Genomic DNA, 21981 nt, shown 5'->3' on the forward strand with positions numbered 1-21981 from the left:
GCGCGCCCCCGGGCGCGATTGTGTGGCCTCGCAGAGGGCCCTAGCGTCTGCTATACGGCGTTTCGTGGAGCTCTCCCCCGAACCGACGGCGTTCACGCGCCACACCGGCGCCCGCGTCCCGCTGATCTGCGGCGCGATGTACCCGTGCTCGAACCCCGAGCTGATCGCGGCCGTGTCGGCGGCCGGGGGCATCGGCGTGGTCCAGCCGCTGTCGATGATCTACGTCCACAACCGCGACCTGCGCGAGGGCCTGCGCGAGATCAAGAAGCTCGCGGGGGACAAGCCCCTGGGCTTCAACGCCATCGTCGAGCAGTCCGTGAAGGCCTACGAGGACCGGATGCGCAAGTGGATCGACGTGGCCCTCGAGGAGGGGGTGCGCTTTTTCGTGACGGCCCTGGGCAACCCGCGCTGGGTGGTCGACAAGGTCCACGCCGTCGGCGGGGTGGTCTACCACGACGTCACCGAGCGCAAGTGGGCGCTCAAGGCCCTCGACGGCGGCGTCGACGGGCTGATCTGCGTCAACCGTCGGGCCGGCGGGCACGCGGGCAACCACGACCCGCGGCGCTTGCTCGACGACATGGGCGATCTGGGCGTGCCGCTGGTCTGCGCCGGCGGCATCGGGGACGCGGCCGGCTTTGTCGACGCCATGGGCATGGGCTACGCCGCCTGCCAGCTGGGCACGCGCTTCATCGCGACCAAGGAGTGCCGCGCCCACGACGACTACAAGCGGGCCATCGTGCGGGCCAAGGCCGAGGACATCGTGCTCACCGTGCGCATCTCGGGCGTGCCCGTGGCGGTGATCGAGACGGACTACGTGCGCGCCGTGGGCACCGAGGCCGGGCCCATCGCCCGCCGGCTGCTCCAGCACCGCAAGGCCAAGCACTGGATGCGCACCTTCTACTCGCTGCGCTCGATGTTCCAGCTCAAGAACGCCTCGCTCGAGGGCACGAACTACAAGGACTACTTCCAGGCCGGGCGCAGCGTCGACGGGATCGGGGCGGTCGAGGGCGCCGGGGAGATCGTCGAGCGCTTCGAGGCCGCGCTGATCGAGGCGCAGACCAAGGCGCCCACCGGGGTGGTCCCGGTGGTCGACGAGGCGGTCGACGAGGCGGTCGCCGAGTAGCTCACAGGTTCGGCTGGCGGGCGGCCCAGGGGCGCGCCTGCTCGAACTGCCGGGCCAGGCGGAGCAGCAGCTTCTCCTGGCCCATGGGCGCGGCCCACTGGGTGCCGATCGGGAGCCCGGCGGCGCCGTCGTCTGGGGTGGCGTCGCCGGTCCACCACAGCGGCAAGCTGATCGCGGGCTGGCCGGTGATGTTGAACAGCTGGGTGTTGGGGTTGGGCGCGAGGGCCTCGCTGCCCATGGTCTCGAGCACCTTCATGAGCGCGGCGCGGACCGGCACGGCGGTGAGCAGGCGGACGCCCGCGAGCTCGGCCGCGCTGCGCTGGAGCTCGCCGACGCGGACCGGCGGGCGCGCGAGGGTGGGGGTCAAGAGCACGTCGTAGTCCTCGAAGAAGGTCGCGACGCGGCGGGACTCGTCCTCGAGGCGGGAGCGGAGCTCGAGGAACTCGCCGGCGCTGATCGCCTCGCCGATGGCCCGCAACAGCCAGGTCGCGCCCTCGAGCTCGGCGTACTGGACCTTGCGTCCAAAGCTGCGCTCGGCCACGCGGACGGCCGCCGCGATGCCCACGGAGACCGTGCTGAAGTAGGCCCGGGTCAGCAGCTCGGCGTCGTAGCTGGGGCGGGCCTCGACGACCTCGTGGCCGAGGGATTCGGCGAGCTTGGCCGCTTCTTCGATGGCGCGGGCGCACTCCGGCGCGGTCGGGTCGGGCGGGCCCATGAGCGCGTCGGTGGTGAAGGCGATGCGCAGCTTGCCGCCAGAGCGCTGCCCGCGACCTTCGGGGGGCCGGTCGAGCGCGGCGGCGAAGGGCTCGGCGGGAGGCGGCGCGGTGTAGGCATCGCCGAGCGCCGGGCCGTGGACGCAGTCGAGCATCGCCGCGCAGTCGCGGACGCTGCGGGTCAGCACGTGCTCGACGACGAACTCGCCCCAGCGCCCGTAGGCCGGGGCCAGGGGCGTGCGTCCGCGGCTGGGCTTGAGCCCGACGAGGCCGCAGCAGCTCGCGGGGATGCGGATCGACCCGCCCCCGTCGCCGCCGTGGGCCATGGGCACCATGCGCGCGGCGACGGCCGCCCCCGAGCCGCCGGAGCTGCCCCCAGGGGTGTGGTTGGGGTCCCAGGGGTTGCGCGTGGGCCCGTGCAGCTCGGGCTCGGTGACGCCCATGATCCCGAACTCGGGGGAGTTGGTGCGGCCGCAGATGACCAGCCCCGCCCGCTTGAAGCGGCGCACGAGCGCGCTGTCGTGGTCCGGGCGAAAGTCGCGGTAGAGGCGGGAGGCGTTGGTCGCCGGCTGGCCCGCGTCGTAGGCCTTGAGGTCCTTGAGCAGGAAGGGGACGCCGCGAAAGGGGCCGTCGGGCAGCTCGGGGTCCTCGGCCCGCGCCCGGCCGACCTCGTCCATGCGGTGGACGACGGCGTTGAGCCCGGGGTTGCGGGTGTTCATGCGCTCGATCGCCGCGTCGACGAGCTCGCGGGGGGAGAGCTCGCCGCCGCGCACGAGCTCGGCGAGGCCCGTCGCGTCGTAGTCGTCGTATTCGGGGAAGCTGGGCACGCCCGGTTGTATCGCACGCCCCGAGCCGACGGGACCCGAGCCCGCCGTGTCTGGCCGTGGCCGGCCGCGTCAGGCGTGGTGGGCCTGCAGCCAGGCCCGGGCCTCGGCCTCGGTGGCGAAGAACTGGGTGTTGTTGGCCATCCCCAGCAGGGTCACGAGGACCCGCAGGACCATGCGGTTGATGTTGGTGATCCCGTAGATCGCCGCGCGGTCCCAGGTCAGGCCTTCGGCGACCTCGCGGGTGGCCCGGCGGGTCTCGAGGCTCAGCGCGACCGTCATGCGGGTGTAGTCCAGGAGCACCAGGCGGGGTCGGACGTCGCTCAGCATCTCGATCATCTGGAGCCCGAGGCTGCGCGCCTCCTCGGGCTTGACCAGACCTTCGACGGCGACCACGAGCAGGTCGTCGTGCCATTGCATGCTGTGCTTCATGGTCGGCGCCTCATTGTAGGGACATCGACAAGCGCAGCGTGCGCGAGCGCTGTGCGTTTCGCAGCTGCTAAGCTCGCGCCCGCGCATGACCGACGTGTCCGAGCTCAAGATAGCCCTTCGCCAGCGCGTCCTCGCGCGCCGCAAGCAGCTGCGCCGCGCCGAGCCCGAGGTGCTCGCGTCAGCCTCGGCGCGGCTCGTCGCCCAGGTCCTCGCCGACGCGCGCTGGCGAGCGGCCCGGGGCGTCGCCGCCTTCGTCGGTGTGCGCGGTGAGCCCGACACCTGGGCGCTCCTCGAGCAGACCCTGAGCGCGGGCAAGGGCCTGTGGCTGCCCCGCGTCGACGGGCCGCGCATGGTGTTCTGGGAGCTGCGCGAACCCGCCGATCTCGAGGCCCTCGAGCGGCGCAAGATGGGCCTGCGCGAGCCGGCCGAGCGCGGGCGGAGCAGCCCCGCGCCGGGACCCGCCGAGGGCGTCGATCTGATCTTGGTCCCCGGCCTGGCCTTCTCGCCCGGGGGCCTGCGCCTGGGTTTTGGGGCGGGGCACTACGACCGCGCCTTCGGCAGCCGATGGCCCGCCGCGCGCTGGGCCGAGGCCGGCCGCGAGGGCGCGCGCGCCCTCGCCATGGGCACCTGCCTGGAAGAGTTCATCGTCGACGACCTGCCCGCGGAGGCCCACGACCTGCCCATGGACGCGCTGGTCAGCGAGGCCGGCGTTCGCGAGTGCCCACGCTGACGCGGGTCAGTCTTTCGCGAGCTCGCGCAGGGCCGCCCGGCGGATCTTCCCGGTCTCCGTGCGCGGCAGATCGTCGACGAACTCGATGCGCCGCGGCGCCTTGAAGGCCGCGATCTGCCCGCGGCAGTGCTCGATGATGGCCTCGGCGAGGGCGGCCTCGCTGGCCTCGTCGTCGAGCTGGGCGCGGTGGTCGTCGTGGACCTCGACGAAGGCCATGGTCTTCTCGAGCCCGGCGTCGTCGCGGTAGCCGACGACCCCAGACTCGCGCACGGCGGGGTGGCCGATCAGCGCGTTCTCGACCTCGACCGGGGACACGTAGACCCCCGAGCACTTGAGCATGTCGTCGCCGCGGCCGCAGTACCAAAAGTAGCCGTCGGCATCGAGCATGAACTTGTCGCCGCCGACGACCGCGTCGCCCTGAAAGGTCGCCCGCGACTTGTCGCGCATGCGCCAGTAGCACAGCCCCGCGGACGGCCCCTTGATGACCAGGGTCCCGATCTCGCCGGTGCCCTCGATGACCTTGCCCGCGTCGTCGCGCAGCTCATAGTCGTAGCCCTCGACGATCTTGCCCAGGCTGCCCTCCTTGACGTCCCCGGGGCGGTTGGTGATGTAGACGTGGAACATCTCGGCGGAGCCGATGCCGTCGTAGATCTCGGCGCCGAAGCGGTCTCGCCACGAGCGGTAGACCCGGGCCGGGAGCGCCTCGCCGGCGGAGATGAGCGAGTGCAGCTTGTCGAGCTTCTTGCCCTCGGCCGCGCCCTCTTCGGCGGCGGCGACCATCTTGGCGATGGTCGTCGGCACGGTCACGAACTGCGTGGCCTCGTAGCGCGCGAGCAGCTCGAAGTAGTCGGCGGGCTTGACCCGGTGGGGCAAGAGCACGCAGCTGCCGCCCACGCTCAGGGGGAACAGCATGTTGCTGGCCAGGGCGTAGCCGAAGAACAGCTTGGGCGCCGCGAGGGTGCGGTCGTCCCGGGTCAGCTTCAGGGTCCGCTGGGCGTAGGCGATGGTGTTCCACACGAAGTCGTGGTGCATGTGGACCACGCACTTGGGGTTGCCCGTGGACCCGCTCGAGCTGAGCCAGGTCGAGAAGTCGTCGCGGTAGGTCGGCTCGGTCTGGGCCTCGCCGGGGAGCTCGCGCAGGGCCTTGGCCAGGTCGACGGTGCCCGCGGGCACGCTCCACTGCTGCCCCGCCGAGCGGTCGTGGACGATGAAGTGCTTGGTGTGGCGGCCCTCGGCCCTGCGCGCCTCGTCGACGGCGGGCCAGATGCTCGCGTCGACGATCACCGCCTTGGGCCGGGCGTACTCGAGGTAGTAGGCGTAGTCCTTGGCCTTGAGCCAGGCGTTCGCGGGCACGGCCACGCAGCCCGCGCGGAGGATGCCGAAGTAGGCCGCGACCCAGGCCGGGGTGTCCGGCATCAGGATCAGCACGCGGTCCTCGATGCCCAGGCCGAGCTCGCGCAGGAGGTTGGTCACCCGGCAGCTGTCGGCGACGAGCTCGGCGTAGCTGAGGGTCCGGCCGGGGTCGGCCGCGAGCGCGGGGTCGCCGTGGTAGTGGATGGCCGCCTTGTCTCCGAGGCCCTCGTCGAGGCGGGCGTCGAGGAAGAACTGGACCATGTTGAGGCGATCGGGGATCACGATCTCCGCGGCGGGCTCGCTCGTCGACATGGCGCGGAGTGTACACGCCACGACTCACGACGGGGCGGCGTCGACTCGCAGTAGACTGGGCCCATGGCGACGGCTCGCTTCCCCACGCTCACCTTCGACCTGAGCGAGGACTGCTTCGTGGTCTGGCTGCGCTGGGTGGCGATGGAGAAGCCGCCCAGCCCGGACGATCCGCCGGGGCAGGGGACCCGGGTGGAGCTGCTGCTCAACCGCAACTCCGTGCTGGGCCCGACCATCGTCTACCGCCGCGAGCTCGACGAGAACCCGGTTTACCTGCGGGCGAACACGGCTCGTTGCCGCGAGGTCGTGCGCGCCGCGGGGGCGAGGGAGGCCGGCGCGCTCGACATCCAGCTGGTCATCCACGGCTCCGTCGCCAACGCCCCTTACGCCGCGCTCTACCACCTGCGCGACTACGCCGGGGAGGCCATCGACACCGCGCCCGTCAAGGCCACGCCGCTGCTGCAGCTGCAGCCCTCGACCCCGGGGGATCGCTGGCACGTCGCCGGGCAGGCGAATTTGCGGGTCCGCGTCGAAACCACCGGCGCTCCGGTGTATCTCAAGGTGCTGCGATGAGCGTGTACGACGAGGGACGAAGGATACGAAGGCGGCGCTGGGTTGGAGGGCTCGGTGTGGTGCTGGTGACGGGCTGCGCCAAGAGCCCGGAGCCCCCGAGTGAGCCCGAGCCGGAGCCGGCACCCACGACGGCTCCGGCCGAGGCGAACTCGGAGGAGGCGCTCGACCTCGGGAGCGCGCGCATGCTCCTGGACACGGGCGAGGGCCCCGAGCGCGCCCTCGAGTGGTCCGCGGACGCCGGCGGCCTCGTGTCTTGCCAGCACTTCCACCTCCCCGAAGAGGGCGACTACCTGTGGATCCGCCTGGCCGAGAGCGCGGCCGAGCGCGGCGACGCCGGGCCCCACGTCGACCTCGATGTGTGCCGGGTGAGCGCGGCCCAGGCCCCGGGCGAGCGGGCCGACTACCCCGAGATGGACGCGGGCAAGCACGGGAGCCGCTGCGGCCCCGAGCCCGGCGCGGCGGTGTGGTGGCACGCCGACGAGCGGGCGTTCAACAACGGGGCCGCGGGCGGTTCCGAGTGCCGCGTGAGCCTGGACTGGGCCGAGGACGGGACCGTGCGCGGCCGCTTCGCCTGCGAGGGCCTCGGGCTGCACGTGACGGAGGAGTCTCCCGGCGGGTCCGCGCCTCCCCTGAGCCTGCGCGCGGGTGAGTTTGCCTGCGCCGTCGAGCCCTACACCCTCGAGCGCGCCCGCGCGGAAGCGGAAGCGGCCGCGGCCGCCGAGTAGGCGAAGCGCGGGGCGGCGTGTTACTCGTGGGTCGTGGCCAACAGCAATTTTCTCGAGCGCTACGCCGGGCTTCAAAAGCTGAGTCGGGAGGACCTCGACGCCGTGTGGAAGCACTACGACGCGGACGGCTCGGGCTTCATCGAGGTCGGCCCGGAGCTCGAGCGCTTCCTCGGTGACCTGCTGAGCGCGGGCGGCATGGAGGCCTCCGAGCGCGAGGTCGCCGAGTTCATCGAGGGCGTGCTCGAGATGTTCGACCTCGACGCCAACGCCAAGCTCGACTTCAAAGAGGTCGAAGAATTGCTGAACGGCTAGCCTCCCGCATCAGAACTTCCTCTGGAAGTTCGGCCGCGGGGGCCAGCCTCTAGCAGTCGCCCACCCCGGCCACGCCGGGACCCATGATCCAGGAAAGCATCGTCCACGGACTCAGCTGGCGTTGAACCCGTGGGCGGCTGCCTTTCTCGGTAGATTTGATGGAGGGCCTTCGCAGGCCCTCCCCCGCGTCGGCAAAGCCGTCCCGGGTCCTCCTCCCCGGCGGTCGGGCAGATGCCCTCCTGCCCATTGCGCTCAGCCCTGACCGGGCTTGGGCCACCGGCCCGTCGACGCGATGCTCGGGTAGTGGCGGCGCCACGCCGCGACCATGGCCTCGAAGGGGATGTCGGGGTGGTGGCCATGGTCGGTCACGTACTCCATGAAGCGCCCGGCTTGGGCGTCGTACTCCTGGAACACGGAGTCCTCGCGGCCGTCGAAGTCCAGCGGCGCGACGCCCAGGCGCGCGCACAGCTGGGCGTTGAAGGCCGGGGTGGCGGCGACCCAGCGGCCCTCGAGCCACAGCTCGCAGTAGCCGTGATAGACGAGCAGGTCGGTGCCGAGCTTTCGCTCGAGGCTGGCCGTGCCGATGTGGTTGCGGACGTTGGCGAAGTGCAGGCGGCTGGGCACGCCGAGGGCGCGGGCGACCGCGGCCAGCAAGTTGGCCTTGTCGACGCAGTGCGCCCCCTCGACGGGCCCGCGCTCGAGCACGCCGCTGGCCGTGAACGCCTCGGGCACGAAGCGCACGTGCCAGGGGGAGTAGCGGAACTCGTCGCGGACGGCGTAGTAGAGGGCCACGGCCCGCTCGCGCGGGGTCTCGCCGACGCCCTTGGTCTCGGCGTAGGCGAGCACCGCGGGGTGGTCGCTGTCGACGAAGGCGTTGGGCTCGAGGTAGGCGCGGTCGGGCTGTTCGGTCATGGGCTGGGGGGGACCCGCACAATTGCAAACGGGGCCGAGGGTTCGGCCCCGCGTTCGAGGAGATGGAGTTCAGCCGTTGCTCAGCATGTCCTGCAGGTTCTTGGGGATGGTCGGCATGAGCACGATCTCGATGCGACGGTTCTGGGCGCGGCCCTCGGGGCTGCTGTTGTCGGCGACCGGGTCGAACTCGGCGTAGCCCGCGGAGCCGATGCGCTCGGCCGGCATGCCGGTGTCGATCAGGAAGGTCACGACCTCGACGGCGCGGGCCGAGCTGAGCTCCCAGTTGCTCTGGAACTTGGCGGTCTTGATCGGCACGTTGTCGGTGTGGCCGGCGACGATCCAGTCGCGGTTGACGTCGCGCAGCGGGGCGATCAGCTCGGTCAGGGCGGCCTGGCCCTCCTTTTTGAGCTTGGCGCGGCCCGAGTCGAACAGGATGCCCTCGTCGAGCTTGACGACCAGGCGGCCTTCGCGGAAGCCGACCTTGATGGTGCCGGCGTCGACCATCTTCTTGAGGCTGGCGAACAGGTCGCGGTAGACCTGCAGCTCGGCCTCGCGCTTGGCCTTCTCGGCGCGGAGCTCGGCGAGCTCCTTCTCGGTCAGGCCGGCCTTCTCGGCCAGATCCTTGATCTGCCGCTCGAGCTGCTCGATCTCGGCCTCGAGCTCGGCGATGCGCTCTTGGAGGGTCTGGTTCTCGGCCTCGAGCTCGACGTTGGCCTGGCGCTCGGCCTCGAGCTCCTTTTGAGTTTTCTTCAGCTCGGCCTGTGACGCGTCCAGGGCAGCCTGGAGTTCGTCTACTTTTTTGCAGCCTCCGGCCAGGAGGGCGAAAAGGGGGAGCAGGATGGCGACGCGTCGCATCATGGGACGGACACTACCGTCCTTCGCCGCAGGTCGCACCCCATCGACGAAGCAAGGACGAAAATTCAGTCTTGATGTAGGTGTTTATCTTACCTCATGCTGGAGTTCGGAGCCAGGCGGATCCCGTCCTGCTTCCCACCGAACCCACTGAGCAAATGGCCAAGAGGAAAAAGCGCAGCCAAAAGCCCGAGGAGATCGAGCCCGCGCCCCGCGAGCCCCAGGGAGGGATCCCTCGGGGCTGGGGCGAATTCCTGGGCGTGGCCCTGCTCGCCATCGGAGCGCTGATGCTCGGTGGCCTGTCTTCCTATCAATTCGGCGACGGCAACCTCATGGGACCCGTCGGTCGGTTGGTCGCCGCGGCCCTCTATGCCGGATTCGGCATGGCCGCCTACCTCGTGGTGCTCGGCGTGTTTGGCATCGGGGTCAAGGCCCTGCTCGGCCACCGCATGGAGCTCAACATGGGCGAGGGCATGGGCTTTTCTTCGGCCACCCTCGCGGGCTGCGTCTTGCTCCACGTGATGTTCCCGGTCTACCGCGTCCACGGCTATACCGCGGGCGGGCTCTCGGGCGAGCTCCTGGGCGAGGTCAGCCTCGGCCTGTTCGAGCACGCCGGGACCTACCTGATCACGGTGACGATCATGACCCTCGGGCTGATCGCGTCGACGCCGCTGAGCTTTGCCCACCTGCGCACCGGGGCCGTCGCCATCGGTCGGGGTGGGCTGTGGGTTGGGCGCACCGTCTACTCGGCGATGGTCGGCGTGGTCGAGGCCCAGCGCCAGCACGCTGAAGAGGTCGAGGATTGCGAGTACGAGGCGTCCGAAGAGGCCGAGGACAGCCTCGACGACGAGGAGCGCTTGGCCTGGGACGAGCTCGAGGCTCAGGCCGCGGCCCTCGAGGCCGAGGAGGCTGCGGCCCTCGAGGCTGGGGCCGAGGAGGTCGAGGAAGAAGAGGCGGTGCGCGAGGCTGAGCGTGAGCTCGCGTCGCGCCTGCGCGGATCTTCGCGTCGGAGCCGACGCAAGAAGGGCGCGGCGTCGACCTCTCGGGGCAAGAAGGCCCGCAAGAACCGCAAGCGCGTGAGCAGCGGGGAGCTGTCGGCCGAGGCCGAGCTCGAAGAGGGCGAGGCGCTCGAGCTCGAAGAGGGCGAGGAGGCCGAGGTCGAAGGAGCCGAGGTCGAGGCCGAGCCCGCCGCCAAGTCCAAGCAGAAGGGCAAGCGCAAGGCGAAGGCCAAGGCGGTCGAAGAAGCCGAGGAGGCGGAGCTCGAGGAGGCCGAAGCGGAGGAAGAGCCCGTCGAGGAGCGCCCCGAGATCTGCGTGACCGAAGAGCCCGAGCTCAGCCTGCCCGAGGCGCCGAGCCCCGAGGCGGAGGCCGAGGAAGCGTCCGAGTCCGAGGACGCGGAAGAAGCAGAAGGCGAGGCCTCGGACGACGCGGCCGACGGGGGCAAGAAGCGCAAGAGGGCCCCGCTGACCCCCGCCGAGATCGCCGAGCGGGCCCGGAAAAAGCGCGCCGAGGCAGCGGCCGCGGCGGCTGCCAGCGCCACCGCCGAGCGCAAGCGCGACGGCGCCCAGCCCATCACCTACACCAACGGCGCCTACGAGCTGCCGCCCCTGCACCTGTTCGCGGCCGTCGAGAAGAGCAAGGCGAAGATCGACAAGGAGTTCATCTACAGCCAGGCCGACCGCATCGTCGAGGCCCTGCACCACTTCAAGATCAAGGGCAAGGTGACCAAGATCCACCCCGGCCCGGTGATCACCCGCTACGAGTTCAAGCCCGAGGCCGGGGTCAAGGTCTCGCGCATCCAGAACCTCGAGAACGACCTGGCCATGGCCCTCGAGGCCATCCGGATCCGCATCCTCGCGCCCATCCCCGGCAAGTCCACGGTCGGCCTCGAGGTGCCCAACAAGACCCGCGAGACCGTCTACGTCCAGGAGAACCTCGCCGATCCGGCCTACGTCGGCGAGTCCAAGTACCTGCCGCTGGTGCTCGGCAAGGACATCACCGGCAAGGCCGTGTCCATCGATCTCGGCAAGGCCCCGCACCTGCTCGTCGCCGGCGCGACGGGCTCGGGCAAGTCCGTGGGCGTCAACTCGATGCTGTGCTCGCTGCTCTACTCGTGCACGCCCGAGGACCTGCGGATGATCCTCATCGACCCCAAGATGCTCGAGTTCAGCATCTACCGGGACATCCCCCACCTGCTCTTGCCGGTGATCACCGACGCGGAGAAGGCCAACTTGGCCCTGCGCTGGGCGGTCAACGAGATGGAGCGGCGCTACGCCCTGCTCAGCGAGGCCAAGGTCCGCGACATCAAGGGCTACAACAAGAAGCTGCCCAAGCTCCAGGGCGAGTGGGACGCCGAGAGCCGGGCGCTGCTCGCCGAGGCCCGCGGGCTCGAGGACGAGGCCAGCGAGGACGGGGAGGACAGCGTCAACGGGGCGCTGATGTCCGGGGTCCAGTTCGACGCCCAGGGCAACGCCGTGGCGATCACCGGCGGCGTCGAGCTGCCGCCGCGCCCGGACAAGATGCCCTACATCGTGATCGTCATCGACGAGTTCGCCGACCTGATGATGGTCGCGAGCAAGGAGGTCGAGGCCAACGTCGCGCGCCTGGCCGCCAAGGCCCGGGCCGCCGGCGTGCACCTCATCCTCGCTACCCAGCGCCCCTCCGTCGACGTCATCACCGGCACGATCAAGAACAACTTCCCCTCGCGCATCGCCTTCCAGGTCACCTCCGACATCGACTCGCGCACCATCCTCGACCAAAAGGGCGCCAAGCAGCTCCTGGGCATGGGCGACATGCTCTACATGGACCGCGGCAAGGAGCCCCAGCGCGTGCACGGCTGCTTCGTGTCCGAGGCCGAGATCGAGAAGGTCGTCGACTTCGTGCGCAAGCAGGCCAAGCCGGCCTACAACATGGAGATCACCAAGGCCGAGGCCGACCCCGGCGCGGAGATCGAAGAGCGCCCCGCGGATCCGCTCTACGACAAGGCCGTGCAGATCGTCGCCGACGCCCAGAAGGTCTCGACCTCCATGCTGCAGCGGCGCCTCAACGTCGGCTACAACCGCGCCGCGAAGATCGTCGAGCGCATGGAGGAGGACGGCGTGATCGGGCCCTCGAATGGCTCGAAGCCCCGCGAGGTCTACGTCGCGCCTGCTTGATCGGAGGGGCAGTCCCGCCGCCCCCACGCTGCCCGCTCGGAGTTTCGACACCGGCGGGCATTTTGCTGTGAGCTGCCGCCCGGGCCCGGCGTTGGGCGGGGAGAGCCTCCTGGCCGCGCCCGCGTATGCAGGGGAATCCCCGGCTCACGGGCCCCGTCAGCGGGCCATCCCCCTCGTCAGCGGCGCTCGCGCTCTTCGATCACATGGCCTTTACGGCCGTTGGCAAATAAGCTGGGCAGCAGCGCCGTCCCAAACGACAGGACCCAACCGGACCCAACCATGAACGCCCCCATCGCTTTTCTCCTGTCCCTGACCCTCCTCGGCCCTGGCCTCGGCTTTGGCTTTGGGCCCGGCTCGGTCGCTGAGCTGCTCGGCGTCCAAGGACCCGAGTCGGCCCCGGCCGAGACCAAGAAGAAGGCACCCAAAGCCAAGGAGCCTGCCTGGCGCCCGGACAACGCGTCCGAAGTGCTCGTCCTCGTCCAGAGCTTCTACGACAGCGCCGACGATCTCGAGGCCAAGTTCAAGCAGGTCTACTGGAACCCGACCTACGGCGAGTCGCGCAAGACCGGCGGCAAGCTCAAGCTCAAAAAGCCCGGCAACATGGTCTGGGACTACAACGACGGGCAGGACGCGGACTACTACTCCAACGGGACCAACCTGTGGATGGTCGAGCACGACACCCGCCAGGTGATCAAGACCGACATCGAGGGCAACTCCGAGGTCAACGCCGCGCTCAAGTTCCTGTTCGGCGGGCAGAAGCTGCTCAAGGAGTTCCAGGTCCGCTACGCCAAGGCTGACAAGGTCGAGCGCTACGGCGACGCCGACCACTACGTCCTCCAGCTGCGGCCCAAGAAGGACAACAAGCACTACAAGGGGCTGCTGCTCATCGTCCACGCCAGCACGGGCCGCGTCGACAAGTTCGTGGTCTACAACACCGACGGATCGTCGAACTTTTTCCAGCTGCGTGGGATCAAGACCAACGTCGGCCTGAACGACAAGCTGTTCGACTTCAAGGTCCCCCGCGGCTACGTCGAGACCGAAGAGTGAGCCTCGGAGCCCTCGCCCGAAGCCCTCGCCCGAAGCCCTCGCCCGAAGCCCTCGCCCGAAGCCCTCGCCCGAACCCCTCGAGAGTTCGCTAGCTCAAGCCCGGCATCCCCCAGGATGCCGGGTTTTTGCGTGCATGGGCGTGGGCGCGCGGTCGGGCGTGGGCGCTTGTTTGCGCCGTGAGCGGACTGTTAGGCTGCGCGGACGTGCCCCGGCGACGAGGGCCGGCTGGAGAGAATCAATGCGCATGAACAAATTTGATGGGGCTTGCCTTGGGCTGATCTTGGCGTTTGCCATGACCGCGTGCACCGACGACGGCGGGAGCAACGACGACGAGGTAGGCGACGACACCGAGTCGACCACCGAGGACGGGACCGACGACACCACGGACGACACGACCGAGGACACCACGGACGACGCGACCGAGGACGCCGAGACCACCGAGACCGAGACCGACACCACCGGCGGGGCCGAGTGCCCGCAGCACGATCCCATCGAGGGGGCGGCGGTCGGCGAGGCCTGCTCGACCAACGAGGACTGCTCGACCCAGGTGTGCCTGCAGTTCCAGGCCTCGCCCCCGGTCGAGGGGACCTGCGAGGAGACCCCGGCCGACTGCAACACGCGGACCTACGGCCGCGTGCTCGACTTCGCCTCGGGCGAGGTCGTCGAGGGCATCGAGGTCCGGGCCGAGGCCGCGCTGACGGCCGCGGGCGACCCCGAGGGCGCGGCGGGCTTGATCACCGCGACCTCCGACGCCAACGGCCAGTTCGACGCGACCAGCACCGAGCCCCTCGCGGCGCCCATCGGCCTGGTCGCCCTGACCTCGGGCGAGGGCTACTTCATCACCGCGACGGGCCTCGCCTCGCCGGTCGGGTCCACGGAGTACGGCCCCGCGACCACCCAGCGCGACATCTGGGCCGTGCCCGAGGCCTCGCTGACCGAGTGGAGCGGCTACCTCGAGGCGGATCCGGAGTTCGAGAACTACCTGCCCCTGGGTGTGGCGGGCGGCGTGGTCGGGCGCGTGCGCGACCTGAACACGGGCGATCCGGTCGCGGGCGCGGTCGTCGTGCCGACCGAGCCGGACTCTTCGAACGCGGTGCTCCGCTACCTCAACGAGGCCGGCGACGGCTTCACCGACACGGAGACCTCGAGCAACGGCATCTTCGTGCTCATCCAGCCGGGCCTCGGCGAGGAGTTCGACGTCGAGATCGGCGGCGTGGCTCAGGATCTGGTCGCGCGCGCGGGCTCGGCCACCGCGGGCGGGGCCATCTTCACGCTGATCTTCAACGCCACGCCCTGAGCGCGGTCGTCAACCAAGACGAAGAGCCCGCGGCCGCCAAAGCCGTGGGCTCTTCGTTTGTTTCGGGCAGTCAGCGATAGGGCCGCCAGCGCTGGGTGTAGAAGACCTCGCCCTCGAGGGTGAAGCGGTCGCCGGCGGTCACGAGCGCGTCGGTGTGCAGCAGGTCGTTGGCGAACACGACCACCCGGCCGGCGCGGGGATCGACGCTGCGGCTGACCCCGGGGAACTCGACCGAGCCGCCCTCGAAGGCGTCGTTGAGGAAGAGGATGAAGCTCAGCGCGCTGATCTGTCCGTCCGGGCAGGCGCGCAGCGGCTCGCGGTGGGTCGTGGTCGCCTCGCCGGCGCTGAGGTGGACGCAGCGCATCAGCGGCTTGAGCCCGGACAGCTGGGCCTCGCCGATGGTCTCGGGCAAGATCGCCTCGAGCCGATAGAACAGGCGCAGGGCGAGGACGGGATCGACGACGGAGGCGAAGGGCGGGCGGACGTCGTCGTCGACGAAGCGGCACGGGAGGTCAGGGTCGGAGACTCGGCGTGGCAGCGCGTCCCCCGAGCCGTCCCAGGTCGTCGATAGCCAGCTTTGATTTTCGACCCGGCGAATCAGCGCCTCGCAGTCGTGCTCGTCGAGGACCGAGTCGAGGACCGCGAACAGGGCGGGCGACGACAGGGGCGCGGCGTGACTCTCGAAGCTGAGATCCATGCCCGTTTGGAAAGCAGGCATCGTGCCAACCCGGAGAAGGCCCCAAAACACCTGCCGAGGCCCCTGTGGGTGCGGCGCTTCGCAGCGTGTGGCCCGAGCGCGCCCGCCAGCGCGATCAGGTTGGCCAAGCGACTTGCCACCTAGGAAGGGCACAGGCGTCAGTGGGAGCCTATCCCACCCCTGGCTCGCGCGCGTGGGGAGGTGGTCGGGGGGCGTATTGGAGCACCAGGTGTTCGCAATCGACCATCAAAGAACACGGGACTCGCGCATTGCCCTGGTAGCCTCGCCAGCATGGACAAGGATCAGCTCGAAGCGCTCTTGGACTCCGACGCCCTCATCGACATCGTGCAGCGGACCCTGCCCGACGCCCGAGTCACCCGCGAGGACATCGAGGCCCGCATCGCCAAATTCGAGGACGACCCGGATCCGCGGCTGAGCAAACGCGACGAGCTGCGCGAGCTCCTCGAGGGCCGTCAAAAGGCGCGGTCGCAGGGGCTCAACACGGTCGCCCAGGGCGCGAGCAGGGCCCGCGCGAAGCTGGACCAGGGCCCGGAGCAGCTGCGAAAGTTCGGCGCCAAGCTCGACGCCAAGCTCGGCGATCTGGCGGCCGATCGGGCCGCGGGCGAGGACCCGCTGGTCGCCCGACAGCGCGAGGCCAAGGGCCGGCACACCCTCTACGCGCTGACCGCTCGGCACCACCGCGTCGAGCCCTACGAGGCGGACTGGGTCGGAAATGACTGCCAGTCCGTACGCGTGACCGTGCCGCAGAGCGCCGATCCCGACGCGTCCTTCATCACTTACCTCGGCGTGGTCAAGGCCAGCGACCACCTGGTCTTCTCCGTCGACGGAGTGGTCCAGTGCTACGCCGAGGCCTTCGGCTCGACGCCGACGGTCGGGCGTGTCGACCTCATCACCGGCGCGCGCCACCTGGACCTCGATCGCTTCTCGCCGATCTCGATCTTCCTGGCCTTCACCAACGCCGACGACGAGGTCCCGAGCTTCTACATCCTCGAGGCTGGGAGCGCGCAGGGGAACCCGGAGGCGCTCTACCCCGCGCCCGACATGGCGTCGGGGGTACACACCCAGGCTGACTTTTCCTTCACCCCCTTTGCGTGCGCGGCCAACTGGTACACGGGCGGATTGACCATGGATGATGGCGGCACCGAGCCCCGCGCAATCGTCAATTCGGTGGCCCAGGAAAAGGACGGGAAACGCCATTATCTGACGCTCAGTGTCGATTACGAGGTGATCGATCCAGGCGTGGTGAAGTGGCCCGTGTTCGCCCAGGCAGAGGCGGTGTTGCGCGTTTGTGCGCTGTCCCAGGGCATGGGCGTGGCCTCGGAGATCGAGTCCCTACTGGGGGACTGCGCCCGCGAGGTCTACCGCTGGGAGGTCGAGCCGCCGCGGACCGGGGAGGCCGACGGCTACGACGGCTGCCCGCCGAGCGACGAGTCGTCAGGCTGAGCGGTCTTGGCCTCGGTGTGCAGAAAGTGCTCGGTGCTGTCTGACGAATGTCAGCAGCAAACTTTGGCTGATGCGCAAAACGCAAGGCCCTAACATGGAGGGATGGTAGAGACGGAGGTCACCCTGCACGAGGTCATCGCGGGCCTCGAAGTTGGCGTGTGCGTGTGGGAGCTGACCCGCCCCGGGCACCGCGAGAGCCTCGTGCTGCGGGTGTGCAACCAGGCGGCCGGGCGCTTTCTGAGCGTCGAGCCCTCGGCGGTGCTCGGCAAGTTCATCAACGAGGGCTTCCCCGGCGCCCTCGAGACGCCGCTGCCGAGCGTGTTCACCAAGGTGATCGAGTCGGGGGAGACCATGGCCCTCGGCGACGTCCCCTACAAGGACGAGGTCGTCCCGGACGGCGTGTTCTCGATCCTGGTCCGGCCCATCTCCCACAACCGCGCCGTCGTCGAGTTCACCAACGTCACCCAGGAGCGGCGGGCCCAAAACGACGCCAAGGCCAAGCTCGAGGAGGCGGAGTCGGCCCGGGCCGAGGCCAACCGCTTCGCCCGCTCGGCCAAGGAGCTCGACGAGAAGCTCCAGGTCATCGGCGCCCAAAAGCGCGAGATCCTGACCTTGACCGCTCCGATCATCGAAGTCTGGACGGGCGTGCTCGCCGTTCCGCTCGCGGGACATTTCGACGGCAACCGCAGCCAGGTCGTGCGCGAGAAGCTGCTCGAGGCCGTGAGCAGCACGAAGGCGCGGCGGGTCATCATCGACCTGACCGGTCTGGGGGTCGTCGACGAGCTCACCGCGAGCGAGCTGCTGCGGCTGACGACCTCCCTGGGCATGCTCGGGGCGAAGGCCTACCTGACGGGCATCTCGCCAGCGAACGCCCAGACGATCTCGAACCTGAGCCAGTCGATCCCGCCGGGGATGTGCGTCCGGACGCTCAAGGACGCGCTGCGCGTGATCTCGGGCGGCGGCCAGCAGGCGGCCCGAGCCTGACAGTCAGCGGGGGACGTAGACGGGCCCGTCGGCGGCACCTTTGACGGGGTCGCAGCGCAGGCAGGGCTGAATGGGCACGGCGGGTCGGACCGCGCCGTGGGCTGGGGGCTCGAGGGAGACCTGGGCGCGGGCGACCTGCCAGCGGCCGCCGACGTGGGCGTGGAGCTCGACCTCGGCCCAGCTCGAGGTGGGGTCGACGAGCAAGCGGGCGAAGCCGAGGTGCTCGCTCTCGAGCTCGGGGATCAACGCGCGCCCGCGGCTGGTCGGCAGGGCGGGGCGGCCTCCCCCGGCGGCGCCGGAGATCACCTGAAACACCGGGGCCTTCGGGAAGCTGCGAGCGCTGCGGATCATCGCCGGGCCGAGGTCTTCGCTGAGCTGCAAGCTGGGCTCGAGGCCGGCGAGGACCCCCGCGAACTGGCCGGCCTGGACCGCGTCGCGCACGGCCTCGGGCAAGCGGTGCATGCCGGCGCGCTCGAGCCGTCCGCCGTGGCCGTGGGCGCCCGCGGAGTCCACCGGGACGGCGGCGACGAGCAGGCGGGGCGGCCCGCCCGGGCGCTCGGGATCGCGATCGGGGGAGGGGAGGGCGTCGAGGAGCTCGGCTTGGCGCTGGTGCAGCGCGCTCCGGCGCGCGTCGTCGAGGAGCTCGGGGTAGGCCCAGGTCGCGAGCTCGAGGCCGACGAGCTCGAGGCGATCGTCGAGGCGGGCTGGAGCGAGGGCGCAGCCGTCCGCGCCGCAGCTCCAGTCGGCCCGGGCCGCTCCGTCGGCGCCCACGCGGACGACCCAGCTGCTCGGCGCCTCGGGCTCGGGGGAGCAGCGCCACTCGTCGGGGCCAGGCAGGCGCCACACAGAGCCTGCTTGGGCCTCGACGAGGGCGAGCACGGGCTCGCCGCTCTCGCTGGAGCAGTCGCGCACGCGCGCGTCCGGGCCCGCTCGACCCAGGTCCGTGCCCAGCCACAAGACGAGCTCGTCGCCGTCGAGGAGGGTCTCGAGCCGGGCGCCGAGTCGGCGCGCGCGGGGGCTGTCTCCCGGGCGCACCGAGCCGAGCACGATGAGCTCCAGCGCAGCCTCGGACGGCGCCTCGGCCCGCTCTTGCGTGGAGGTCGCGCGGGCGGGATCGGGCGTCCATCCAGGCCCGCGGTGGCGGCAGCCGGGCGTGCAAGCGAGCGCCGCGAGGGCGACGAGGGCGGCCGTCAGCGGGGGTTTTCGCCGCGCCTGTTCGGACCCTCGCACGCGGTCCATGCTCCGCCGCGAGGCCCTGCTTGTAAAGTCGTGCATACTCGCCGCCGTGAGCGAGGGCGCGGCACAGCAGGGACGACGGCGCCTCGGGCCCTGGGTCCTCGCCCTCGCGCTGCTGACCCTCATGGGCGCGCTGCGGGTGTGGCAGCTCGACCTCGACCCGCCGGAGGTCGTGGTCCCCGGCTACCGCGGCCAGGCCCACTTCCGCGACGAGCCGGCCAAGGCCCACGAGGCCCGCAACCAGGCCAAGTTCGGCAGCTGGCGCCTATCCGAGGCCGACGAGTACGGCTTTTGGCGGATCCAGAGCCCCGCCTGGGTCTACGGCGAGTGCCTGTGGTTTCGGGTCTTCGGCGTCGGCGTGCTCCAGGCGCGGGCCTTCGTCGTGGTCCACGCCCTCGTCACCCTGGCGCTGCTGTTTTGGCTCGCGCTGATCCGCCGGGGTCCCGTCGCCGCGATCGCGGCCACGGGCTTGCTGGGGCTGAACTGGGCCTACCTCGTCTACTCGCGCCTGGCGCTCATGGAGGGGGCCCTGCTGGCGTGGCTCCTGGTCGCGAGCGTGGCCTTGTCGCAGATGGAACGCCGACCCGAGCGCGCGCCGGCTTGGTCCGCCCTCGCCGTGCTCGGCCTGCTCGTCGCCTGCCTCGTCAAGCAGACGGGGCTGCTCCTGGTCCCGGCCTTTTGCGTGGCGCTGCCCTGGCTGGGCTGGCGCGCCGCTCGGGCGACCAGCCGCGAGGTCGACCCGAGCTGGACCGAGCTCCTGCGCCGCCCGCAGCTGTGGTCGGCGCTCTTGGGCGTGCTCGTGACGGGGGTCGTGCTCGCGGTGTTTCTGCTCAACCCCGAGTACCAAGAGCGCCTGGCCTTCAACGCCGAGCACTTCACCGGCGCGCAGAAAAAGAGCGTGACCGTGCTCGGGCGCGCGTCGAAGCTGCTCGCCCGGGGCCTGTTCAGCAACCGCATCCGCCTGATGTTCATGGTGTTCGCGCCGGTCATGCTGTGGCTGGCGACCCTCGAGATCGCGCGGGTCGGCGGAGGGGTGGTCCAGCGCTGGCGAGCCCGTCGACGCGAGCGAAAGGGCAAGGCCGTCGCGCCGACGCCCGTCGACGAGGCGGGCCTGCGCGGCTCGATCGACGCCATGGATCTGTGGATGCTCGCGTGGCTGGGCCTGGGCCTGGCGGCGAACCTCGCCAGCCCGCACCGGGCGATCCGCTTTCAGCTGGTCATGCTCCCGCCGGCGGCCTACCTCGCCGCGGGCATGGTCGCGCGGGCCTGGGCCCACGAGTGGCCGCGGGTGTGGCTGGGCCACGGCGTGCGCGCGGGCCTGGTGGTCCTGGGGCTGCTCGGCGCGGGCACGACCGGCGCGCGCTATGGCCTGTGGTTGAGCGAGGGCGAGTCCTCGGCGGCGGACATGGGCGGGGAGCTCGAGGCGCTGATCGGCGATCGCCACGCCGTGGTCGTGGGCGAGTTCGCGGCCCAGGCCGTGTTCGAGACGGACTACTGGCACTTCTACGTGCGCCCGCGCCAGTTCAACACCAGCCCCGAGGTCATCCACGCCCTCGGCATCACCCACCTCGTCCTCGAAGAGCGCGACTTCGTCGAGCGCCAGCTCAAAAAGAGCACGCCCGAGCTGCTCACGGGTCGCCGCCGCCTGGGGAGCATCCATTTTCGGGGCCGGGACCTCGAGGTCTGGGAGCTGCTGACGGAGGCCGAGCGCGAGCAGCGGGCCCTGGACCAAGAGCGCGAGCGCCAGGAGGCGGCGGACGAGCGACGCCGGGACGCGGAGCAGGCTCGGCGCAAGCGAGCCATGCAGCGGCGGGAGGCGGCCCAGAAAGCAGACGGGAAGCTGGACGGGAAGGCGGACGGAAGGTCGGCCCAGCCCGGGAAGCTCGGCCCGCTCAATCCTCGGGCGAAGCCTCGCTCGTCGGCGGAGCCGATTCAGTAGCGGGCAGCGCGTGGGGCTCGAGCACGTTGGGCTCGGCCGGCGGTGACTTGCGGACCAGGGCCAGCAGCGGCAGGCACAGCGCGGACACGCCCAGGCCCAGGCCGAACACGCCGACGAAGCCCATGCGGTCGGCGAGCACCCCGGACAACAGGCCGCCCGGGGCCTTGCCAAACACCTCCACGCCCGCGAGCACGGTGTAGTGGGTGGCGCCGATGCGGCGGTCGACCCGGGCCATCATGAACGCGAACATGGCCGTGGTCAGGCCGCCGCCGGCGACCTCCTCGAAGCCCTTGACCAGCAGGACCTCGCGCTCGCCGATGGCCTCGGGGGCCAAGCTGGCCAGCCAGACCACGCCGGCGATGGCGAGGGTTCGGGCGATGGCGAAGCCCACGACGGCGCGGTAGATGCCGAGCTTGCTGGCCAGCCAGCCGCCGAGGAAGGAGCCGGTCAGGGAGAAGGCCATGCCCCAGGTGCCGACGACCAGGCCGATGCGCGACTCGACCCAGCCGGCGTGGCGGACCAGGAAGGGCTCGAACATCGCGTCGCTGATGGCCTCGCCGGTCTTGTAGGTGGCGACGACGGCGAGCAGGGCGAGGCCGCCGGGGCTGGCCAGGGCGCGCAGCAGGGTCTGGAGGACCTCGCGGAAGCTCGGGTCGTCGGACTTCTCGGGGTCGCTGCTGGGCGCGGGGCTCGAGCGGCGCGGCTCGGTCCACGCCAGGGTCACCGCCAGGGCCACGCCGATCAGCCCCGTCATCGCCAGGAACAGCCCCTGCCAGCCGATCCACTGGCTCGCCCACACCAGCACGCCGCCGCCGATGAGCATCCCGACCTTGTAGCCGACGACCTGGGCGATGTTGCCGTAGCCGAGCTCCTCGCGGTCGAGCAGGTCCACGGCCAGGCCGTCGACGGCGATGTCCATGGTCGCGGCGAACACGTTGGCGAGGCCGACGGTGGTCAGCAGCGCGCCGAGGTGCTCGGCGGGGACGAAGGCGGCGCTGAGGCAGGTGCTGGCCAGGGCGGCCTGCATGGGGATGATCCAGCTGCGCCGCCGGCCGAGTCGGCCGCTGTAGAAGCGATCGACCAGCGGCGCCCACAGGGGCTTGAGCAGCCACGGCAGGGACAGCGCGCCGGCGAAGCCGATGTTGGTCAGGGACACGCCGATGGCGGCGAGGTAGATCGACAGGGCCTTGGACTGGAAGCCGAAGGGCAAGCCCTGGACGAAGTAGAACACCGCCAAGATGGCGACGCGGCCGGCCAGCGGGCTGCGGTGGCGGGCGGGCGTCGGCGACATGGCGGGCTCCGGA

The 21981-nt window shown here is 70.8% G+C and carries 19 protein-coding genes; 11 read left to right on the forward strand and 8 right to left on the reverse strand.

Translation table 11 applies throughout. The features are described from left to right. Positions 1–64 precede the first annotated feature (64 nt). A complete protein-coding gene (locus PPSIR1_RS14985; protein ID WP_006971923.1) occupies positions 65–1123 on the forward strand; it encodes an NAD(P)H-dependent flavin oxidoreductase in 1059 nt (352 codons plus the stop codon). Between the two features lies 1 nt (position 1124). Here the strand turns inward: PPSIR1_RS14985 and PPSIR1_RS14990 are convergent, their stop codons facing one another. Together PPSIR1_RS14990 and PPSIR1_RS14995 are read right to left on the reverse strand one after the other, a co-directional pair. Then, the gene (locus PPSIR1_RS14990) at positions 1125–2663 is read right to left on the reverse strand and encodes an amidase (protein ID WP_006971924.1); all 1539 of its coding nucleotides are present in this window, start codon (positions 2661–2663) and stop codon (positions 1125–1127) included. 69 nt (positions 2664–2732) lie between these two features. Beyond that, on the reverse strand, positions 2733–3080 hold the full coding sequence (locus PPSIR1_RS14995; RefSeq protein WP_157595569.1) for an STAS/SEC14 domain-containing protein: 348 nt from the start codon (positions 3078–3080) through the stop codon (positions 2733–2735). Positions 3081–3177: 97 nt separating this feature from the next. Between PPSIR1_RS14995 and PPSIR1_RS15000 the strand changes: the two genes are divergently transcribed. Next, positions 3178–3822, forward strand: a complete 645-nt coding sequence (locus tag PPSIR1_RS15000; RefSeq protein WP_006971926.1) for a 5-formyltetrahydrofolate cyclo-ligase — start codon at positions 3178–3180, stop codon at positions 3820–3822. 6 nt (positions 3823–3828) lie between these two features. Here the strand turns inward: PPSIR1_RS15000 and PPSIR1_RS15005 are convergent, their stop codons facing one another. Further along, positions 3829–5487, reverse strand: a complete 1659-nt coding sequence (locus PPSIR1_RS15005; RefSeq protein WP_006971927.1) for a benzoate-CoA ligase family protein — start codon at positions 5485–5487, stop codon at positions 3829–3831. A 63-nt stretch (positions 5488–5550) separates the two neighbouring features. Between PPSIR1_RS15005 and PPSIR1_RS15010 the strand changes: the two genes are divergently transcribed. From PPSIR1_RS15010 to PPSIR1_RS15020, 3 genes are read left to right on the forward strand one after another with little or no spacing between them, the layout of a single operon-like run. Next, positions 5551–6057: a hypothetical protein gene (locus PPSIR1_RS15010; RefSeq protein WP_006971928.1), complete on the forward strand. Its 507-nt coding sequence runs from the start codon at positions 5551–5553 to the stop codon at positions 6055–6057. Positions 6058–6113: 56 nt separating this feature from the next. After that, entirely contained in the window at positions 6114–6782 is a 669-nt protein-coding gene (locus tag PPSIR1_RS15015) for a hypothetical protein (protein WP_006971929.1), read from the forward strand. A 33-nt stretch (positions 6783–6815) separates the two neighbouring features. Then, positions 6816–7094 carry an EF-hand domain-containing protein gene (locus PPSIR1_RS15020; protein ID WP_006971930.1) on the forward strand — a complete coding sequence of 93 codons (279 nt, stop codon included), beginning with the start codon at positions 6816–6818 and terminating at the stop codon, positions 7092–7094. 252 nt (positions 7095–7346) lie between these two features. On the opposite strand, the gene PPSIR1_RS15025 is transcribed toward PPSIR1_RS15020, so the two are convergent. Further along, positions 7347–8006 carry a transglutaminase-like domain-containing protein gene (locus PPSIR1_RS15025; protein WP_006971931.1) on the reverse strand — a complete coding sequence of 220 codons (660 nt, stop codon included), beginning with the start codon at positions 8004–8006 and terminating at the stop codon, positions 7347–7349. Between the two features lie 69 nt (positions 8007–8075). Beyond that, entirely contained in the window at positions 8076–8864 is a 789-nt protein-coding gene (locus PPSIR1_RS15030; protein WP_006971932.1) for an OmpA family protein, read from the reverse strand. A gap of 152 nt (positions 8865–9016) precedes the next feature. On the opposite strand from PPSIR1_RS15030, the gene PPSIR1_RS42750 reads away from it, so the two are divergent. The 3 genes from PPSIR1_RS42750 to PPSIR1_RS15045 all read left to right on the forward strand — a co-directional run bounded on the left by PPSIR1_RS42750 (position 9017) and on the right by PPSIR1_RS15045 (position 14357). Further along, positions 9017–12013 carry an FtsK/SpoIIIE family DNA translocase gene (locus PPSIR1_RS42750; protein WP_006971933.1) on the forward strand — a complete coding sequence of 999 codons (2997 nt, stop codon included), beginning with the start codon at positions 9017–9019 and terminating at the stop codon, positions 12011–12013. 279 nt (positions 12014–12292) lie between these two features. Continuing rightward, on the forward strand, positions 12293–13060 hold the full coding sequence (locus PPSIR1_RS15040) for a LolA family protein (RefSeq protein WP_006971934.1): 768 nt from the start codon (positions 12293–12295) through the stop codon (positions 13058–13060). Positions 13061–13304: 244 nt separating this feature from the next. Further along, on the forward strand, positions 13305–14357 hold the full coding sequence (locus PPSIR1_RS15045; protein ID WP_157595570.1) for a hypothetical protein: 1053 nt from the start codon (positions 13305–13307) through the stop codon (positions 14355–14357). Positions 14358–14427: 70 nt separating this feature from the next. On the opposite strand, the gene PPSIR1_RS15050 is transcribed toward PPSIR1_RS15045, so the two are convergent. Further along, positions 14428–15075 (reverse strand): 2OG-Fe(II) oxygenase family protein, encoded by a 648-nt coding sequence (locus PPSIR1_RS15050; protein ID WP_157595571.1) that lies wholly within the window; start codon positions 15073–15075, stop codon positions 14428–14430. Positions 15076–15345: 270 nt separating this feature from the next. Here PPSIR1_RS15050 and PPSIR1_RS15055 point away from each other — a divergent pair, with 270 nt between their 5' ends. Both PPSIR1_RS15055 and PPSIR1_RS42755 read left to right on the forward strand, forming a co-directional pair. Continuing rightward, the gene (locus PPSIR1_RS15055) at positions 15346–16518 is read left to right on the forward strand and encodes a hypothetical protein (RefSeq protein ID WP_006971937.1); all 1173 of its coding nucleotides are present in this window, start codon (positions 15346–15348) and stop codon (positions 16516–16518) included. Between the two features lie 102 nt (positions 16519–16620). Next, complete coding sequence (locus PPSIR1_RS42755) at positions 16621–17502, forward strand: STAS domain-containing protein (RefSeq protein ID WP_006971938.1); 882 nt, start codon at positions 16621–16623, stop codon at positions 17500–17502. A 3-nt stretch (positions 17503–17505) separates the two neighbouring features. On the opposite strand, the gene PPSIR1_RS15065 is transcribed toward PPSIR1_RS42755, so the two are convergent. Then, positions 17506–18732, reverse strand: coding sequence for a hypothetical protein (locus PPSIR1_RS15065; protein WP_157595572.1), 1227 nt, complete (start codon positions 18730–18732; stop codon positions 17506–17508). A 55-nt stretch (positions 18733–18787) separates the two neighbouring features. On the opposite strand from PPSIR1_RS15065, the gene PPSIR1_RS15070 reads away from it, so the two are divergent. Continuing rightward, entirely contained in the window at positions 18788–20677 is a 1890-nt protein-coding gene (locus tag PPSIR1_RS15070; RefSeq protein WP_006971940.1) for an ArnT family glycosyltransferase, read from the forward strand. Here PPSIR1_RS15070 and PPSIR1_RS15075 read toward each other — a convergent pair. Next, positions 20631–21968, reverse strand: a complete 1338-nt coding sequence (locus PPSIR1_RS15075; RefSeq protein WP_006971941.1) for an MFS transporter — start codon at positions 21966–21968, stop codon at positions 20631–20633. The genes PPSIR1_RS15070 and PPSIR1_RS15075 overlap by 47 nt on opposite strands. Positions 21969–21981: the final 13 nt, after the last annotated feature.

The organism is Plesiocystis pacifica SIR-1 (genome assembly GCF_000170895.1).
Lineage (GTDB): Bacteria > Myxococcota_A > Polyangia > Nannocystales > Nannocystaceae > Plesiocystis > Plesiocystis pacifica.

What these genes read in the sequence shown, in the direction of transcription:
- PPSIR1_RS14995 (WP_157595569.1), bottom strand. Translation starts at nt 3,080, where the DNA reads ATGCAATGGCACGACGACCTGCTCGTGGTCGCCGTCGAAGGTCTGGTC.
- PPSIR1_RS15000 (WP_006971926.1), top strand. Translation starts at nt 3,178, where the DNA reads ATGACCGACGTGTCCGAGCTCAAGATAGCCCTTCGCCAGCGCGTCCTC.
- PPSIR1_RS15005 (WP_006971927.1), bottom strand. Translation starts at nt 5,487, where the DNA reads ATGTCGACGAGCGAGCCCGCCGCGGAGATCGTGATCCCCGATCGCCTC.
- PPSIR1_RS15010 (WP_006971928.1), top strand. Translation starts at nt 5,551, where the DNA reads ATGGCGACGGCTCGCTTCCCCACGCTCACCTTCGACCTGAGCGAGGAC.
- PPSIR1_RS15025 (WP_006971931.1), bottom strand. Translation starts at nt 8,006, where the DNA reads ATGACCGAACAGCCCGACCGCGCCTACCTCGAGCCCAACGCCTTCGTC.
- PPSIR1_RS15030 (WP_006971932.1), bottom strand. Translation starts at nt 8,864, where the DNA reads ATGATGCGACGCGTCGCCATCCTGCTCCCCCTTTTCGCCCTCCTGGCC.
- PPSIR1_RS42750 (WP_006971933.1), top strand. Translation starts at nt 9,017, where the DNA reads ATGGCCAAGAGGAAAAAGCGCAGCCAAAAGCCCGAGGAGATCGAGCCC.
- PPSIR1_RS15040 (WP_006971934.1), top strand. Translation starts at nt 12,293, where the DNA reads ATGAACGCCCCCATCGCTTTTCTCCTGTCCCTGACCCTCCTCGGCCCT.
- PPSIR1_RS15045 (WP_157595570.1), top strand. Translation starts at nt 13,305, where the DNA reads ATGAACAAATTTGATGGGGCTTGCCTTGGGCTGATCTTGGCGTTTGCC.
- PPSIR1_RS15050 (WP_157595571.1), bottom strand. Translation starts at nt 15,075, where the DNA reads ATGCCTGCTTTCCAAACGGGCATGGATCTCAGCTTCGAGAGTCACGCC.
- PPSIR1_RS15055 (WP_006971937.1), top strand. Translation starts at nt 15,346, where the DNA reads ATGGACAAGGATCAGCTCGAAGCGCTCTTGGACTCCGACGCCCTCATC.
- PPSIR1_RS42755 (WP_006971938.1), top strand. Translation starts at nt 16,621, where the DNA reads ATGGTAGAGACGGAGGTCACCCTGCACGAGGTCATCGCGGGCCTCGAA.
- PPSIR1_RS15075 (WP_006971941.1), bottom strand. Translation starts at nt 21,968, where the DNA reads ATGTCGCCGACGCCCGCCCGCCACCGCAGCCCGCTGGCCGGCCGCGTC.